Annotated in this window: 13 protein-coding genes; 4 read left to right on the forward strand and 9 right to left on the reverse strand. The window is 58.2% G+C overall.

The window, feature by feature from the left end; genetic code table 11:
• The first annotated feature begins 433 nt into the window (after nt 1-433).
• The 4 genes from doeB2 (at nt 434) to ABMA60_RS12005 (ending at nt 5784) form a co-directional block, all read left to right on the forward strand.
• Complete coding sequence (gene doeB2, locus ABMA60_RS11990) at nt 434-1612, forward strand: N(2)-acetyl-L-2,4-diaminobutanoate deacetylase DoeB2 (RefSeq protein ID WP_392803339.1); 1179 nt, start codon at nt 434-436, stop codon at nt 1610-1612.
• Nucleotides 1613-1737: 125 nt separating this feature from the next.
• Entirely contained in the window at nt 1738-2997 is a 1260-nt protein-coding gene (locus tag ABMA60_RS11995) for an aspartate aminotransferase family protein (protein ID WP_392803676.1), read from the forward strand.
• Nucleotides 2998-3097: 100 nt separating this feature from the next.
• Nucleotides 3098-4468, forward strand: a complete 1371-nt coding sequence (locus tag ABMA60_RS12000) for an NAD-dependent succinate-semialdehyde dehydrogenase (RefSeq protein WP_392803341.1) — start codon at nt 3098-3100, stop codon at nt 4466-4468.
• A gap of 92 nt (nt 4469-4560) precedes the next feature.
• Nucleotides 4561-5784: a hypothetical protein gene (locus ABMA60_RS12005; protein WP_392803343.1), complete on the forward strand. Its 1224-nt coding sequence runs from the start codon at nt 4561-4563 to the stop codon at nt 5782-5784.
• Between the two features lie 22 nt (nt 5785-5806).
• Here the strand turns inward: ABMA60_RS12005 and ABMA60_RS12010 are convergent, their stop codons facing one another.
• From ABMA60_RS12010 to ABMA60_RS12050, 9 genes are all read right to left on the reverse strand, one after another.
• Nucleotides 5807-8437 carry a molybdopterin-dependent oxidoreductase gene (locus tag ABMA60_RS12010; RefSeq protein ID WP_392803345.1) on the reverse strand — a complete coding sequence of 877 codons (2631 nt, stop codon included), beginning with the start codon at nt 8435-8437 and terminating at the stop codon, nt 5807-5809.
• Between the two features lie 7 nt (nt 8438-8444).
• Nucleotides 8445-8792 (reverse strand): nitrite reductase small subunit NirD, encoded by a 348-nt coding sequence (gene nirD, locus ABMA60_RS12015; protein ID WP_392803347.1) that lies wholly within the window; start codon nt 8790-8792, stop codon nt 8445-8447.
• A gap of 10 nt (nt 8793-8802) precedes the next feature.
• Nucleotides 8803-11331, reverse strand: a complete 2529-nt coding sequence (gene nirB, locus ABMA60_RS12020) for a nitrite reductase large subunit NirB (protein WP_392803349.1) — start codon at nt 11329-11331, stop codon at nt 8803-8805.
• A gap of 12 nt (nt 11332-11343) precedes the next feature.
• Complete coding sequence (locus ABMA60_RS12025; RefSeq protein ID WP_392803351.1) at nt 11344-12540, reverse strand: NAD(P)/FAD-dependent oxidoreductase; 1197 nt, start codon at nt 12538-12540, stop codon at nt 11344-11346.
• Between the two features lie 292 nt (nt 12541-12832).
• Nucleotides 12833-13120: a CPXCG motif-containing cysteine-rich protein gene (locus tag ABMA60_RS12030; RefSeq protein ID WP_392803353.1), complete on the reverse strand. Its 288-nt coding sequence runs from the start codon at nt 13118-13120 to the stop codon at nt 12833-12835.
• A gap of 170 nt (nt 13121-13290) precedes the next feature.
• Complete coding sequence (locus ABMA60_RS12035) at nt 13291-13593, reverse strand: DUF1289 domain-containing protein (protein WP_392803355.1); 303 nt, start codon at nt 13591-13593, stop codon at nt 13291-13293.
• A 6-nt stretch (nt 13594-13599) separates the two neighbouring features.
• Nucleotides 13600-14439, reverse strand: a complete 840-nt coding sequence (locus tag ABMA60_RS12040) for an ABC transporter ATP-binding protein (protein ID WP_392803357.1) — start codon at nt 14437-14439, stop codon at nt 13600-13602.
• Between the two features lie 19 nt (nt 14440-14458).
• Entirely contained in the window at nt 14459-15382 is a 924-nt protein-coding gene (locus tag ABMA60_RS12045; RefSeq protein ID WP_392803678.1) for an ABC transporter permease, read from the reverse strand.
• A gap of 87 nt (nt 15383-15469) precedes the next feature.
• The gene (locus tag ABMA60_RS12050; RefSeq protein WP_392803359.1) at nt 15470-16843 is read right to left on the reverse strand and encodes a CmpA/NrtA family ABC transporter substrate-binding protein; all 1374 of its coding nucleotides are present in this window, start codon (nt 16841-16843) and stop codon (nt 15470-15472) included.
• Between the last annotated feature and the right edge of the window lie 436 nt (nt 16844-17279).

The raw sequence follows: 17279 nt of genomic DNA on the forward strand, positions 1-17279 counted from the left end.
ACCATTATTCCCCTTAAAAATAGTTGGCCGGCTTCAAAGCGCTTTTGAGATATCAAATATACTCAACACCTTGTCGATATAAATACCAACCGTTGTTGATGGGCGCTCAATTCTTAATAGTCGTAAATCTGAATTTACTCTATTAACTTATTGAAAAATAAGCAAATAAATTAAATTCTCTTACTGCTGAAAAAGGGTTTTTTAACTACGGCTGTAAGTTCACCACCTGCCCTTATGCGCAAAAAAACAAAAAAAACTTGCAAGCCCTCGGTTAAAAAACCTAGGGTAGTTTGACCTTCGGCTTAGGTTATTACGCAAGCCTAATCATTGATGTTCGATTTTATAAACGGGTGAATCGATTCGGGCCTGTTAATGTCCAAAATATTGCAACCTCAGCCCATCGATTAATTCCGTCGGTTAAATGGAGTCCCTCGTGTCTCAGTCTGCAACGACAAGCTGGAAAGCCCTGGTAAAAGACGCCGTGGAATTGCGTCGCGATTTGCATCGCCAGCCCGAGCTGACCTGGGCCGAACAGCAGACAGCGGCCACCATCCGAGAGCGTCTGACGCAGCTGGATATCGACTGGCGGGTCTGCGCCGAAACCGGCACGGTGGCGACGCTGAACCCCAAGGCCAAAGGCCGGCATATCGCCTTGCGCGCTGATATCGATGCCTTACCTATCGTAGAAGACAGCGGCGTTGCCTGGTCGTCCGAAGCCGAAGGCTGCATGCATGCCTGTGGTCACGATGGTCATACTGCGGCCTTATTCGCGGCTGCTCGCTGGTTAAAACAGCACGAAGCTGAGTTGCCGGGGCCGGTCACCTTATTGTTTCAACCCGCCGAAGAAGGCGGTCACGGCGCTAAGAAAATGATTGAAGACGGCGCGCTCGAAGGCGTCGATGCGATTTTCGGTTGGCACAACTGGCCGGCCATTCCTTATGGTCAGGCGGTCTGCCCGGATGGCACTGTGATGGCCGGCAACGGCACCTTCCGCATTGAAGTGATCGGTCAGGGCGGTCATGCCAGCCAGCCTGAACTCTGTCGCGATCCGGTGTTGGCCGGTTCTGCGTTGATCGTTGCCTTGCAGCAAGTGGTAGCGCGGCGTTTGCCGCCACAGCAGGCAACCGTGCTGAGTGTGACGTCCTTTGACGGTCGTTCCGGCGTGACGGTGATTCCCGATCGCGTTGTGCTGGAAGGCAGTTTCCGACTGGCGGATCCCAGCACGCGGGCGGTGTTGAGCGAACTGATTGAATCGGTCGCTAAATCCACCGCTGAAGCCTATGGCGTCAGCTGCGAAGTGACGGTTTACCCGCGTTATGACGCCACCATCAATCACGCTAGCGAGGCGGGCGAGTACCGCCAGGCACTGGTCGAAGAGTTCGGTGAACAGGCGCTGGCAACTAAAGTTGCCGTGCCGATCATGGCGTCCGAGGACTTCAGTTACTACCTTCAACAGATACCGGGCGCTTTTGCCTTAATTGGCTCAGACGATGGCAAAGGACATGACTTTCCTTGCCACAGCCCGAAATACGATTTTAACGATGCGCTGATTCCACATGTGGCGCGGGTCTATGCACGCTTGGTGGGTGCGCCCTTGCCGACGTCGTCTTAGTAATGATCTAAGTAATGATCTAAGTAATGACGTCGCGCCACTGAATTTTTCAATCTGGATGCTGACAAAACGCAGTCTGTCAGCGTCGAACTTCACGGCTTAAGAGAGGAGAGGCTGTTATGGATTTGAGCACATTTGAACAGTGGGAATCCGATGTTCGCGGATACTGCCGTCTGTACCCGACGGTTTTTACATCGGCCTCTAACGCCAGGCAGGTGGACGAAAACGGCAAGTCTTATATCGACTTTTTTGCCGGTGCCGGCGTATTGAATTTCGGTCACAACAACGAACGCATGAAGGCGGCGTTGATCGAATTTATTCAGAACGATGGTGTGGCGCACAGCCTGGATATGCACACCACGCCCAAGCGCGCCTTTATCGACAAGTTTGTCGACACCGTCCTCAAGCCGCGCGGCATGAACCACAAGCTGCAGTTTATGGGGCCGACCGGTACCAACGCTGTGGAAGCGGCATTGAAGCTGGCGCGCCGTGTTACCGGCCGTCGCAATATTGTCGCCTATGCCAACGGTTTCCACGGCATGACGCTGGGTGCTCTGGCCTGTACCGCTAACGCAGCTTTCCGTAACGCTGCCGGCGTGCCGCTGGAAAATGTCATTCGTGAACCCTTTGGTGCCGAAGGTGGTGATCCGTCTTTGGGCGTTGATCGGGTTGAAGAATTGCGCGCGCTGTTCGCCGATCCGTCCAGTGGTCTGGAAGCACCGGCGGCCTTTTTGATTGAACCGATTCAGGCCGAAGGCGGTGTTCATGTTGCCACCCGAGAATGGCTGCAAGCGGTTCAGAAACTGGCTAAAGATCTGGGCGCCCTGGTCATCCTCGATGACATCCAGGCGGGCTGTGGCCGTACCGGCAGCTACTTCAGCTTTGACGGTCTGGGTCTGGATCCGGACATCATCACTCTGGCCAAAGGCATCGGTGGTTTTGGTACACCGCTGGCGATGAACCTGGTGAAACCCGAGCACGACAAGCACTGGAACCCGGGTGAACACACCGGCACTTTCCGGGGTCAGGGTTTCTCTTTTGTCGCCGGTGTCGAAGCGCTGAAATATTTCGACGACGAGGCGCTGATGAAAGACGTCGCTCGCAAAGGTGCGCAGATGAAAGAGCATCTGGAAGGCATTGCCAGCGGTCTAAACGGCGTCAGCGTGCGTGGCAAAGGCATGATGCAAGGCATCGATCTGGGTGACGGTGCCAAAGCCAAGGCGGTTGCTCAACAGTGCTTTGAAAGCGGTCTGTTGCTGGGCACCTGTGGTTCCGGTGGTCGCGTTCTGAAATTGATTCCGCCGCTGACCATTCCCGATGCCGACCTGAGCGAAGGTCTGGGTATTCTGGAAACCACCATCAAGTCGGTGATGAAGGCCGCCTGATGAGCGCAGCGTGTCGGTACTGAGGCCGGCACGCTGCCATGGCCTGTTAATCGAATTCAACACAGTGGCTCTGGCCACTGTTTTAGTAAGAGGAACCCCCATGCTGACAGCAATCGATCCCAGCAATGGCGAAACCCTGAATGAGTTTGCGCCGGCCACTAGCGAGCAGGTGGAACGCATTCTGTCCGATGGCGAAGCGGCTTATCGCAGCTGGCGCCAAACCAGCTTTGCGCAACGCGCCGAGGTATTGCGCAAGGCCGCCAAGGTGATGCGCGACGACGTTGACCGCCTGGCCATCCTGATGACCGAAGAAATGGGCAAGCCGATCAAAGAAGCCCGCGCCGAAGTGGAAAAGGCTGCCTGGTGCGCTGAGCACTATGCCGAGCACGCCGAGCAGTATCTGGCTACTGAGATTCTGGCGTCGGATGCGCATCATTCTTACGTGAGCTATGAACCCTTAGGTGTGATTCTCGGTATTTTGCCGTGGAATGCGCCCTTCTGGCTGGCGTTTCGTTATTGTGCGCCAACGCTGATGGCCGGCAACGTCTGCGTGATGAAACACGATCCGCACGTGCCAGCCTGTGCCCAGGCCATTGCCGATGTTTTTGTGCGCGCTGGTGCACCGGAACATATTTTCCAGAACCTGCCGTTGGAAACGCCCGCGGTGGAAGCGGTGATTCGTGATCCGCGCGTCCAGGCGGTGTCGTTCACCGGTTCGGAAAAAGGCGGGGCTGCCGTGGCCTCTATTGCCGCCTCGGAAATCAAACATTCGGTATTGGAACTGGGTGGTTCAGACCCGGCGATTGTGCTCGCCGATGCCGACCTGGAAACCGCCGCCGATGTACTGACTTTGTCACGCATCATTAACGCCGGTCAGAGCTGCATTGCTGCCAAGCGCATCATCGTTGAGGCGCCGGTCTACGATCAGATGGTCGAGTTGCTGACCGAACGTCTGGCCAAACTCAAGCTGGGCGACCCGCGTGAGGAAAGCACCGATATCGGTCCCATCGCGCGTGCCGATCTGCGTGACAACCTGCATCGCCAGGTCAACGACACCGTCTCTGCCGGCGCCCGCTGCGTGCTCGGTGGCGAACTGCCAGCAGGCCCCGGCTTTTATTATCCGGTGACCTTACTGACCAATGTCACCGAGTCGATGTGTGGTGCCCGCGAAGAAACCTTTGGTCCGGTGGCGGTGGTGATGAAGGCTCAAGATGAAGCCGAGGCCATTCGCATCGCCAATAACACGCCTTACGGTTTGGCCGCAGCAGTGTGGAGCGACGCCAAGCGCGGTGAAGCGATTGCCGCCCAACTGGAAACCGGTCAGGTGGCGGTGAACGGCATCGTTAAAACCGATCCACGACTGCCCAGCGGCGGCATCAAACGCTCTGGCATGGGTCGTGAACTGGGCCCGCATGGCATCCGCGAGTTTGTCAATGCCAAGCAGGTTTGGGTCGGCCCGAAGCAGGGCTGAGCCAACCACTCAGTAAGGCTGTATTGTCCAGCCGCCGAGCAGTTTGGAATTCCCCGGCTACACTATAAGGAACCGCTGTTTGGAGGCTGGCTATGCGGTATGCCACCGCTTTCCTCCTGTGCGTGATGATCGCAAGTGCCCAGGCGCAAACCACAACAACGATGCGCCTGGGCACCAACATCATGCCGCCCTATACCCTGATCACCGAAAATCGTCAGTTGAGTGGCGAGGCAACGGCGACGCTTAATTGTGTCTTTGATGCGCTGCCGGAGTATCGCTATGAAACCTCGGTCGCACCTTGGCCACGGGTGGTGCGTTTAGCCGATCAAGGCGGTATCGATGGCTGGTTTTTGTACGTCAAAAACGCCAGCAGCGATCGCTTTGCAAAACTCTCCGAACCCTTGCAATTGGAAACCTGGTATTGGTACAGCCATCAGGTCATCGGCGACGCCAGCCTGGAAGATTTTCGTGACCAAAGCATACTGGTATTGAGCGGGACCTATCAGAAACTCTGGCTGGAAGCGCGCGGCTTTCATCGGTTTTTAACGGTGCAAAGTAATGAAAGTTTGATGCGTGCCTTTTTAGCGCGTCGTGCCGATCATCTTTTGATCAGCGATTCGGTCTTCGATGAAACCCTGGCAAGTTTTAATGGCGCGCCAGCAAATATTGACCGACGCTTTGTCGGCTATATTCAATTGGGTCTTTACATCACCGACACCTTCCTTGCTAACAACCCGGATTTTATGCAGCGTTTTAATGATGCTGCTCATGATTGCCGCTCCGCCAATCCTCAACTGACCGAGGCCGACCGTGAGCAGTTACTGCAACTGGTGGAGCAACTGTCGCAGTGGCAACAAGCGGACTGGATGCGCCAGGCACTGCGCCGACAAAACCGGCTAAACCAGCGACTGACGACAACTGATATCGAACGTTTGGATCAACAGTGGCGCGCTGAAGTGGATCAGCCTGATGGCGACTTGGTTAACGAACTAATGAGTTCGGAACTATCGATCCGCCTAGCCTACATTCAGGCACAGCAGCAGGGGATTTTCAGTGAGTTATTTATTACCGATAAGTTCGGTTTGAACGCCGGAGCCAGTGAGCCTACCAGTGATTATTTTCAGGGTGATGAAGCGATCTTTCAGCACTTCGGTGACAGTCAGGCGCGCTATTATATTGGTGAGTTGGAATACGATGAATCGAGCCGTACTTTTCAGGTAAAAATCAGCGTACCTGTGCGTGCCGCCGACGGCGAATTCCTGGGTGTTTTGGTCGCCGGTGTTGATGTTGAACAGGCCTTACGTGGTTTTAAATAAGCGGCCTGGCAACGATTATTTATCAGGCAAGTTGTCGTTCTGGTTCCTCGCTATCGACAGCGACTAATCGTTTCACCTCGGGCAAGCAACTGCCACAAGAAGTACTGCACTTGAGTGCTTGCTGGACGGCAGTGAGATCGGCGTGCGGATGTTCTGCTAGGTAGGCTTCAATGTCCTGGTCGCGTACTCCAAAGCAAGTACAGACCAAACGGCCAGCCGCCGCTGCTCCGGCGCGACCAAGTAACCAGGCGCTGGCGGGGAGGCTCGAGTCCGGTTGCTGCAGTGCACCTTCCAACCATTCCAGATCGGGTGCCGATATTGGAGCGTCGCTTAGCGCCAGCCAGGCGCGCTGCGGTAACGGTCCTGTGTAGCGAATCTGTTGAAAGCAGGCTTGATCATCATCGGTCAGTTGCAGGTCTGAACGGGTCGTTACGGCCAGAGTAAGATCCGCCACGCGACGCTTTGGATAAACTAACTGCCAACAACTGATTTGATGCAGTTCAGTGCGAAACCAGATCGCGCCCTCGGCCAATTCCTCAGGCAAATCGCTGCCCAGATAATAGCCATAACTGGTCAAAGATTGAGGTTCGATTTCCACCAGAGCGTGCTTGGATTCCGGCTGACCGGAGATGGGGTCAACCAGGCTGTTGATCAGTCGCGCCACGCCGCCGTTCGCCGCGAATTGTCGATTCCAGTGGATGGGCGCAAACAACTGTCCAATGGGCTGGCTTTCCGTAATGTCCGCCCAGGCATGGCATTCGCCGCAATCGCTGTAGAGACGAACCAGATCGCCGGCTTTGATCTGACGGGCGGCGGCATCCAGTGGATTGAGTTGCACCTGGAAATCGCGCCGATGTTGGTTCAGGCGAGGGGCGTAGCCAGTGCGGCTCATGGAGTGCCATTGGTCGCGCAGTCGGCCGGTATTCAGGCGCAGCTTGTTATTCGCAGGTTCAGGCTCGGCCGGTGCCACCGGATGAAAACGCGCCCGTCTGTCCGCAGTGGCAAAACGACCGTCGCTAAACAGTCTGGTCTGGCCTTGGCCGCTGTCATTCAATGGCCATTGGATGGGTGTCAATTCCTGGTATTGCGCCGCTGTCAGCTCGGTTAAACCACTGAGATTAAACTGACGCCTTGGGTCTGCTTCAAAGCTGCTCAGCCGGGCGTGTTCGTTAAAAATCTCGGCCGGGCCTGCGTAGTTGAAGGCCTGGTTGTAGCCCAGTCGTTTGCCGACTTCAGCTAACGCCCACCAGTCGGGCCTGGCTTCACCGGGCGCCTCGACAAAGCCGCGTTGACGGGAAATGCAACGTTCAGAGTTGGTGACGGTGCCGTCCTTTTCGCCCCAGGCCAATGCCGGTAAATGGATGTCGGCCAGCGCCAGAGTGTCGGTCTCGCTGACCACATCGGAGACAATGACCGTTCTGACTCGTTTCAGCGCGCGCCGAACCCGGTCTGCATCGGGCAGGCTGCTGACCGGGTTAGTCGCCATAATCCAGAGCACATCAATGTCGCCACGCTCGGCGGCGTCGAACAGTTCTACCGCTTTTAATCCGGGCGCAGTCGCCATGGCCGGTGCTTGCCAGAAACGCTGAACGGCATCAATGTCGGCGGTCGTGAAACCGCGATGGCTGGCCAACTGGTTAGCCAGGCCGCCGACCTCGCGGCCACCCATGGCATTAGGCTGGCCGGTAATGGAAAAGGGCGTTGCGCCGACTTTACCAATGCGGCCGGTGGCCAGATGCAGATTAATGATGGCCTGGCCTTTATCGACCCCGGAACGGCTTTGGTTGATGCCCATCGACCAGGCAGTGACGGTACGCGGGCAGGCCTCGAACCAGGCGAAGAAAGTATCGAGATCGCGGCGCTTTAGGCCGCAGTCGGCCGCCAGTTGGTCCCAATCGGTGCCGGCGTGTCGGCGTGCCTTATGCAGGGTTTCCTCGAAGCCCGAGGTATGGGCGGCGATGTAGTCGGTATCGAGCGCATCGCGTTCTGCCAGCCAGGCCAGCAGGCCATTCAGCAAGCGGCCATCGGCGCCGGGGCGGATCGCTAAGTGCAGGTCGGCGGCATCGCTGGTATCGGTCTGGCGCGGATCGATCACCACCAGTTTTTTGTTCGGATCTTTTTGGCGGGCGGCCTGCAAGCGCTGAAACAACACCGGATGTGCCCAGGCCAGGTTAGAGCCGATCAGCACTACCAGTTCGGCCGCTTCCAAATCGTCATAGCAGCCGGGCACGGCGTCTTCACCCAAAGCGCGCTGGTAGGCGGCCACGGCGGAGGACATACACAGCCTTGAATTGGTATCGACGTTGGCGGTGCCCAAAAAACCCTTGGCCAGTTTGTTGGCGACGTAATAGTCCTCGGTCAGCAACTGGCCGGACAGGTAAAAACCAATGCGCTGCGGTGGCGTTTGCGCCAGTGTCCTGGCGATGCGCGTTAAAGCGCTGTCCCAGTCCGCAAGCTGGCCGTCCATCCTGGGTTGCAACAAACGATTGCGCAGCGGCAGAACGTCGCCCAGATGAGTGCCTTTAACACAGAGCCGCCCGGCGTTGGCCGGATGAGATTTAAGGCCGCTCACCTGAATGCTGCGATCGCCGCTGCGTGGCACTGCCACGCCGCAGCCGACACCGCAGTAAGCGCAGGTGGTGGCAACCGTCATCGCACTATCAACTCAGCGCGATTTCGACGCGATCGTCGACCAGGCGGGCGGGCCAGGTGCTGATGCGCACCGCTGCATCCTCAATGCATTGGCCGTCTTCAAGTCGGAAGTGTTGCTTATAGAGCGGCCCGGCGACGGCCCAGTCGCCGCCGATATCGCCGACAATGCCTCTGGCCAGCACATTGGCCGAACTGAAGGGGTCGTGATTGTCGAGTGCGTAGACAGCGCCTTGGTCGGGCAGATAAAACAGTGCGATCTGGCGGCCTTGCAAACGCACCGCCACACCGGATTCGGGCACCAGATCATCGCGTTGGCACACGGCCTGCCAGTTGAGCGTTTTGGATTGCGCGGTCATCTCGGTCTCCTCAGGCAGATGCAATCAAGTGGCTTTTTTCGTCAGCCGTGGCCGGTCGAATCTGGTCGCGTTCTTCGACGAAGACGACGTTGTCGTCGGGCTCAGGGCTGTTCACAAAGGTGCGGAAGCGCTTCAGTTTTTGTTCGTCTGCCAAGGTGGCTTTCCATTCGCACTGATAGGTGTCGACGATACGCGCCATCTGTTGGTCGAGTTCTGCGCCCAGCTTCAGGCTGTCGTTGAGGATGACATCGGTCAGATATTCCAAACCGCCATCGAGACTCTCCAGCCAACGCGCGGTGCGTTGCAGTCGGTCGGCAGTGCGCACGTAGAACATCAGCAGGCGATCGATGGTGCGAATCAGCGTTACATCGTCGAGATCGGTAGCAAACAAATCGGCGTGACGCGGTTTCATACCGCCGTTGCCGCAGACGTATAAATTCCAGCCGTTTTCGGTGGCGATAACGCCAATATCTTTGCTCTGAGCTTCGGCGCATTCGCGGGTGCAACCGGACACCGCGAATTTAATTTTGTGCGGTGCACGCAAACCCTTGTAGCGGTTCTCCAAGAGAATCGCCATGCCCACTGAATCCTGCTGACCATAGCGACACCAGGTGCTGCCGACGCAGGATTTAACGGTGCGCAAGGCTTTGCCGTAGGCGTGGCCGGTTTCAAAACCGGCGTCGATTAAGCGTTTCCAGATTTCCGGCAACTGATGCAATTGCGCACCAAACAGGTCGATGCGCTGGCCGCCGGTGATCTTGGTATAGAGCCGATAATCTTTGGCGACCTGACCGATCACCAAGAGTTTATCCGGAGTGATTTCCCCACCGGCGATGCGCGGCACAATCGAATAGGTGCCGTCTTTTTGCATGTTCGCCAGAAAGGTGTCGTTGGTGTCTTGCAGCTTGACGTGCGGCGCTTCGTGCACGCCTTCGTTCCAGTGGCTGGCAAGAATGGACGCCACAGTTGGCTTACAAATATCGCAGCCATGACCACGGCCGTGCTTGGCAATCAGTTCATCAAAGGTTTTGATTTCTTCGACCTGCACCAGGTGATACAGCTCTTGGCGGGTGTGAGCAAAGTGTTCGCACAGCGAATGATCGACCTCGACACCGCGCGCTTCCAAGGTCGCATCGACGAGGTTTTTCAGAATGGCAGCACAGCCGCCGCAACTGGTACTGGCGCGGGTTTCGGCTTTGACCTCAGCGACACTGCAACAACCGCCATCAATCGCCTCGACGATGCTGCCCTTGGTGACGTTCATGCACGAACAGATGGTGGCGGAGTCGGGCAGGGCGTCCGGGCCCAAGGCAGGAGCGGCACCGGCGCTGGGCAAAATCAGGCTGTCGGGTTCAGCGGGCAGGTCTATGTCGTTCAGGTAGTACTGCAGCAGGCTGTCATAAACGCTGTTGTCGCCGACCAGAATGGCGCCGAGCAGATGTTTGCCATCGGCGCTGGTGACGATCTTCTTGTACAGTCCTTTGGCCTCATTGTGGTAGCGGAAACTGAGCGCGCCGGGCGTGGTGCCGTGGGCGTCACCGATGGCGCCGACATCGACGCCGAGCAGTTTCAGCTTGGTGCTCATGTCGGCACCGAGGAAGGGACTGTCGCCACCTTCCAGATGCGCCGCCACCGTTTCGGCCATGCGATAACCGGGCGCGACCAAGCCAAAAATACGTTCGTCCCAAAGCGCGACTTCGCCGATGGCGTAGATGTCGGCATCCGAGGTCTGGCCGTGGTTGTTGATGCGCACGCCGCCGCGCTCGCCGACTGCCAGACCACATTGGCGCGCCAGCTCATCGCGGGGTCTAATGCCCGCAGAGAACACCAGCACATCGGTTTCCAGCGGTTCGCCGTCGGCAAAGTGCAAACGCAGCCGACCGTCATCGAGGGTTTCAATTTTCTGGGTCGCGGTGTCGGTATGAACGGTCACGCCGAGCGCTTCGATCTTGTCTTTTAACACCGTGCCGGCGGTAGCATCGAGTTGCACCGGCATCAGGCGCGGCGCAAATTCAATCACCTCAGTCGCCAGCCCCAGCGATTTCAACGCATTGGCCGCTTCCAGCCCGAGCAGGCCGCCGCCGATCACCACGCCGCTTTTGCCGTTGGCCGCGGCGTTACGAATGGCGTCCAGATCATCGAGCGTGCGGTAGACAAAACAGCGCTCAGCATCGTGGCCGGGAATCGGCGGTACGAAGGGATAGGAACCGGTGGCCAGTACCAGCTTGTCGTAGCTGAGTTCTTCGCCGTCGCTGAGCAAGACGGTGTGGGCAGCGCGGTCGATGCGTTCTACCCGGGTGCCGAGGTGAGCGGCGATACCGGCTTGTTGGTAGCTGGCGGCGGTGCCCAGGGCCAGGTCGCTGTGCTCGCGGCCCTGGAAATATTCCGACAGATGTACTCTGTCGTAAGCCGAATGACGTTCCTCACCGATGATGTGGATGCACCATTGATCGGCGTCATCGAGCTTGCGAAAGGTGTCGGCGAAGTGGTGGCCGACCATGCCGTTGCCAATGATGATCAGGTCTTTGCGTTGGCTCATGATGCTTTCTCCTCAGGCAGCGCTCGCTTCACCCAGCATGGCGAGGCGGGCGTCAGATATCGGGGTCTGGGTTCGAATCAGTTGCTGGTCCTGGTCGGCGTGATCGACACAGCCGATCATCTCGGCGCCGACCAGACGGTCGCCCAGCAGATGCAGGCGCCGGCAGCGACGTTCGCCGGGTTGATCCAGCGTCAGCCGACGTGCCTCGGGGTGGTCGATACGACCGATAGAGACCACATCGAGACCGGAAATTTTCAGACGGGTGCTGTCCTGGCTGGGTCTGTAGGGCGCGGCTTCGGTGTCACCGCACAGGCGCGCAGCCAGCACCGCAGCCTGGTGATAGGCCGGATTGACCAGGCCGATGGTGCGGCCGTCGCACTCGGCGCATTCGCCCAGCGCTGAAATATTGGCCTGGCTGGTGGCCAGGCGATCATCGACCAGAATGCCGCGCTTTGTTGCCAAGCCAGCGCGCTGGGCCAGCTCGATTCTGGGTTGGATGCCGGCGGCGGTGATCAGGGCATCGGCTGCTAGGGTGTGGCCATCATCCAGGGTGATGCCGCTCAACTTGGGACTGGCATCGATAGCGCGGAGCGAGCGTTGCAGATGCAGCTCGATCCCCGCAGCGCTGAAGGCATCCGACAAATAACGCGCCGGCGCATCCGACAGTTGGCGGTTCATCAGATGGCCGTTGCGATGCACCAGGGCAACGCTGTGGCCGCGCTGACGCAAGCCCCAGGCAGCTTCCAACCCGAGCAGACCGCCGCCAAGCACCACCACCTTGCTGCCGGTCGGCAATGCTTTTAACCAGTGACCATCAGCCTTGGTGCGGAAGGCGCGGATGGCTGGCTGGGCCGGGAAGTCTAGCTCGGGCAGGCGGGGTTGGGCGCCGGTGGCCAGCACGCAGTGGTCGAACTGAAGCTGTCGGCCCGAGGCCGTCGTGGCCTCGCCGTTAAGGTTTAACTCGGTGACCGCTTCGTTTTCGACGCAGCGAATAGAGTGCTGGCGATACCAGTCGCGCTCGACCAAGTTCAACGCTGCTTCGCTGGTTTCACCGGCGAGCCAGGGCGTTAGCTGGATGCGGTTGTAGCCGACACCGGGTTCGTCACCGACCAGGGTGATGCACCCCTTATAGCCACGCTCGACCAGCTCGCGCACCAGTCGGGTCGCGGCCATGCCGTTGCCAATGATCAACAGTTGCGGTGCAGCCATCTTTTTCTTCCACGCAAAAAAAAGACGCTCTTGGGTTTCCCCAAGAGCGCCAATGCTCGATACGCAAATCACAGTGTAAGGCCATTACAGCCCGCCTCTGACGAATTCAGCGGCGTTCTGCCATGACTGGGTTCTATAAAGCGAAGGCTGTGCCAACTTTTAAAAACCGCCTGAACAGGGGCTTTCCGGGGATTTTGACGCTTAACACTGGTCGGTTTTACCCCCGGTTGGCGCACCAAGGATGCACAGGGGTTGGGCAGGGTTGTGCAAAAAGAGGGCAAGTGCGAGTGGTTTAGTCGTCTTCGCGCAGCAGTTGAATGTCGCCTTCGGCGCTGACCAGGACGCGCATCGGTTGGCAGCAGACTTCGCAGTCTTCGATGTAGTCCGGGGGAGCATCTAATAACTCACACGAGGCTCTGCGCGAGGCTAAAAGGCCCTGCCGTAAGGCGCGAATCGCTGGCAATGGCGTGGTCCTTGTCAAGATTCGCAACGCGGCGGCAGGGCCTTTTAGCCCGCGCCCGGAGGGGCTTGCAGAGGAACCCGGATGCCGCGTTGCACTTACTTGAAAGGTTCGCGACATTCCTGCGCAAGTGCGCCTTGCCTCCGTGTCCCTCTGCAAGCCAGAGCCCCGCGTGAGTTATTAGATGCTCCCCTTAGCTTCATCAAGGGGCTCGGTGATGAGCTGGATGCTGGCGCCGCAGTAAGGGCAAGACAGAGCAGTGAGATCAGTGAAGAAGTCGTGGGCCATATTCAGTCCGCCTCGTCGGCGTTAAACAGCGGGACCTGGATGGCGGAATCAAGCTCGTCCGCCTCGTCCAGTTGGGCACCGCGGGCCAAACGCAGTTTGCGAATCTGACAGTTGCGAATCACCTGACGTTTGCTGGCGGCATCGAGTTGATGCCATTGCTGACGTTCGGGGCGCGAGCGCAGGCAGCCGCGGCAATAGCCACGCGGCCCGGATTCGCAAACCCCGATGCAGGGGCTGGGAATGTCGAAAAATTCCAGTTGCTGCACAACGTTACCCTCGGTAATGCGTCGAGGATAACGCTGCAATGCAGCTCAGGCCACTGCGCTGGTTTTTGCCGAGGGCTTGGTGCTGCTGCGCATCGGCTCCACCTTGCGCTGTTTTTCATACAGAAAACTGAGCACTTCCGAACGCAAACGGTTGTAGTCGGCGTTGGATGCCAGTTCCAAACGGTTGCGCGGGCGCGCCAGTGGCACCTCGAGAATTTCGCCGATGGTGGCGGCCGGGCCGTTGGTCATCATGACGATGCGGTCGGAAAGCAGCACCGCTTCGTCAACGTCATGAGTGATCATGATGACGCTGTTACCGAGCCGCGCCTGGATCCCCATCAATGAATCCTGGAGGTGGGCGCGGGTCAGGGCGTCGAGCGCGCCGAACGGCTCATCCATCAGCAATACTTCGGGTTGCATCGACAGCGCCCGGGCGATGCCGACGCGCTGCTTCATACCGCCGGAAATTTCACCGGGTCTTTTGTGGGCGGCGTGCGTCATCTGCACCAGGTCGAGATTGTGGGCTATCCAGTCGCGCATCTCGGCGCGGCTTTTGTGTTTGCGAAACACCTGTTTAACGGCCAGCTCGACGTTCTGCCACACCGTCAGCCATGGCAGCAGGCTGTGGTTTTGAAACACCACGGCGCGTTCCGGACCGGGTTCGGTGACTTCGCGATTGCCCAGCAGCACGCCGCCATCGGTGGCTTGATGCAGGCCGGCAATGATGTTTAAAACGGTGCTTTTTCCGCAACCGGAATGGCCGATCAGCGAGACGAACTCGCCTTGCTGCACTTTTAGATTAACGTTATCGAGTGCTTTGAACGGTCCTTTGGGCGTCGCAAAGTCGATGCCGACGCCGCTCAATTCGAGATGTGTCTGAGTCATAGCGATGCTCCGGTTGTGTTCAACGTTGTTGACTGGATTTATCCCAATCCACCCAAGCTTGCAGTTGCAGCATGATGCGATCGAGGCCGTAGCCGATCAGGCCAATCACCAGCACCGCCACCATGATGCGCCCCAGTGAATTGGAACTGCCGTTTTGGAATTCATCCCAGACAAATTTTCCCAGGCCCGGGTTTTGCGCCAGCATTTCGGCGGCGATCAACACCATCCAGGCGATGCCGAGGGACACCCGCAGGCCGGTAAAGATCATCGGAATGGCCGAGGGAATGACGATGCGGCGAATGTGCGTCAGCGCCGGCAAACGCAGCACCTGGCTGACGTTGCGCAAATCCTGATCGATGTTGGCAACGCCGACGGCGGTGTTGATCAGCGTCGGCCACAAACAGCACAGCGTGACGGTGAACATCGAGGTGATAAACGACTTATCGAACAGCGGATCGTCAGTCACATAGACCGCCGAGACCACCATGGTTACCAGCGGCAGCCAGGCCAGCGGTGACACCGGCTTGAACAGTTGGACGATCGGATTCACCGCCTGATGCACCCGGTGCGACAGTCCAACCAGAATGCCTGCCGGTATCGCCAGCAGACTGCCCAGCGTAAAACCGGCCAGCACCGTCACCAGGCTGGTGCCGATCTGATCGAGAAAGGTTGGCTTGCCCGGATAATCGATCTTCAGTGGCTCGAAGTCGGGATTATCGGCCTGGCGGGCGGCGTTTTGCTGAGCCAGGCGATCGTAGAAGGCGGCTTCTTTTTCCCGCGCGACCTCGTGTTCCTGCCACAGTGCCAGCGATTGCTCGAACACCGTCGCCGGGCCGGGAAACTGGCCCAGCGAGGTGTTGACCTGGGCGGCACCGAAGTGCCACAGCATGATAAAAACACTGAGGCCCAGCAGCGGCAGGGTGGTGGCCGCGACGGCGGCCATTGGATTCCAGGCGGGCAGCCGATCAAGCCAGCGCAGCCAGGGTTTGATTCGCAGTTGTATCGTCATGACGCGCCTCGCTTGGCTCGCTTAAAGAGTCTGGTCGCTGCCCAGACCAATCGGGAACTGGTCCAGATAGGCGTTGGGCTGGCGACCGTCGTAAGTGATGTCGTCGATAAACTCCGACTGCGGCGGTTTGTAGCCCGTCTCAGCCGCGAAATCGGGGAACTGATCGGCGCTGAGCAGGCCTTCATCAATCAGCGATTCGGCGGCCTGTTGATAGAGGTCCGGGCGGTACACCTGAGCGGCGGTGTCCTGATACCACTGATCGCTCTGCGGCCCCGCAATCTGGCCCCAGCGGCGCATCTGGGTCAGATACCAGATGGCATCCGAGTAGTAGGGGTAGGTGGCGTTGTAGCGGAAGAAGACGTTGAAGTCCGGCACTGAGCGGGTGTCACCGGCTTCGTATTCGAAGGTGCCGGTCATGGAATTGGCGATGACGTCAGCATCGGCACCGACATAAGCCGGGCGTGACAGTATTTCCACCGCTTCGGCACGGTTAGCGTTGTTGTCGGCATCCAGCCATTCGGCCGCCCGAATCAATGCTCTGACCAGGCGCACCGTGGTGTTGGGATTTTGCTCGGCGAATGCCTCGGTAATACCAAACACCTTCTCCGGATTGTTCTTCCAGATTTCGTAATCGGTGATCACCGGTACGCCGATACCCTTGAACACCGCCTGCTGGTTCCAGGGTTCGCCGACGCAGTAACCGAGAATGGTGCCGGCTTCCAGGGTGGACGGCATCTGCGGTGGCGGTGTAACGCTGAGCATCACATCGGCGTCGATTTGGCCGGAGGTATCACCGTTGTCGGGGTCGTAATAACCCGGGTGCAGGCCGCCGGCAGCCAGCCAGTAACGCAGTTCGTAGTTGTGCGTCGACACCGGGAACACCATGCCCATATTGAACGCCTGACCGCGTTGTTGGTAATCGCGCACCACCGGCTCCAGGGCGCTGGCGCTGATCGGATGCACCGGGCGGCCATCTTCGTGCGGAATGTATTGCTTCATCTGCTCCCAGACGCTGTTGGATACGGTAATGCCATTGCCGTTCAGATCCATGGAAAAGGGCGTGATGATATTGGCCTGGGTGCCGTAACCGATGGTCGCCGCCAAGGGCTGACCGGCGAGCATATGAGCGCCATCCAGCTCGCCGGTAATAACGCCGTCGAGCAACACCTTCCAGTTGGCTTGGGCCTCCAGGGTGACGTACAGGCCTTCGTCTTCGAAGAAACCTTTTTCATAAGCGATGGCCAGCGGCGCCATATCGGTCAACTTGATAAAGCCGAGCTTCAGCGTCGGTTTTTCCGGCCAGCCGAGTTCCGCCTGAGCGCCGGTAGTGATAAGCAGCGCGGTGATGGCGGCGAACCAACTAGCTTGCCAACGTCGTGCGAACAGCAGTGTCATGAATCTCTCCCTCGGGTCCGATTTTTTTCGGGCAAAAAAAAACGGCGCCATCACCGCGTGAGCGGTAATGGCGCCGTTGCCAGTCGTTGCAATGCAGGATGACGGGGAGCGTCGGGGTCGGGGTCGTATGCAAAGACGACGGTGACAACACCGTGGCGTCGAAGTCAAAAACGCTCGCCGGAATCCTGAGAAAACAACCTTAGGTTTTCTATCGAAGACCTGAACATCTTTGGGTTCAACCTGTTCACCCCGCCGATGTCTCAGCTTCTAAGGCTGTTAAGCGAAGCTTGTGCCAACTCAGTTCAATGGATGGTCAACTGCTTGTTTTGCGGGAGATTAATAACCAGAAAGTGCGTCAATCAGTCCGGCCTTTATCGACAATGTCGCACCAAGAACGTGCTGTCAGTTGATCCTATGCACCAGGAAGTGAACGCGA

The organism is Saccharospirillum sp. HFRX-2 (genome assembly GCF_043196805.1).
Classification (GTDB): domain Bacteria; phylum Pseudomonadota; class Gammaproteobacteria; order Pseudomonadales; family Natronospirillaceae; genus Saccharospirillum.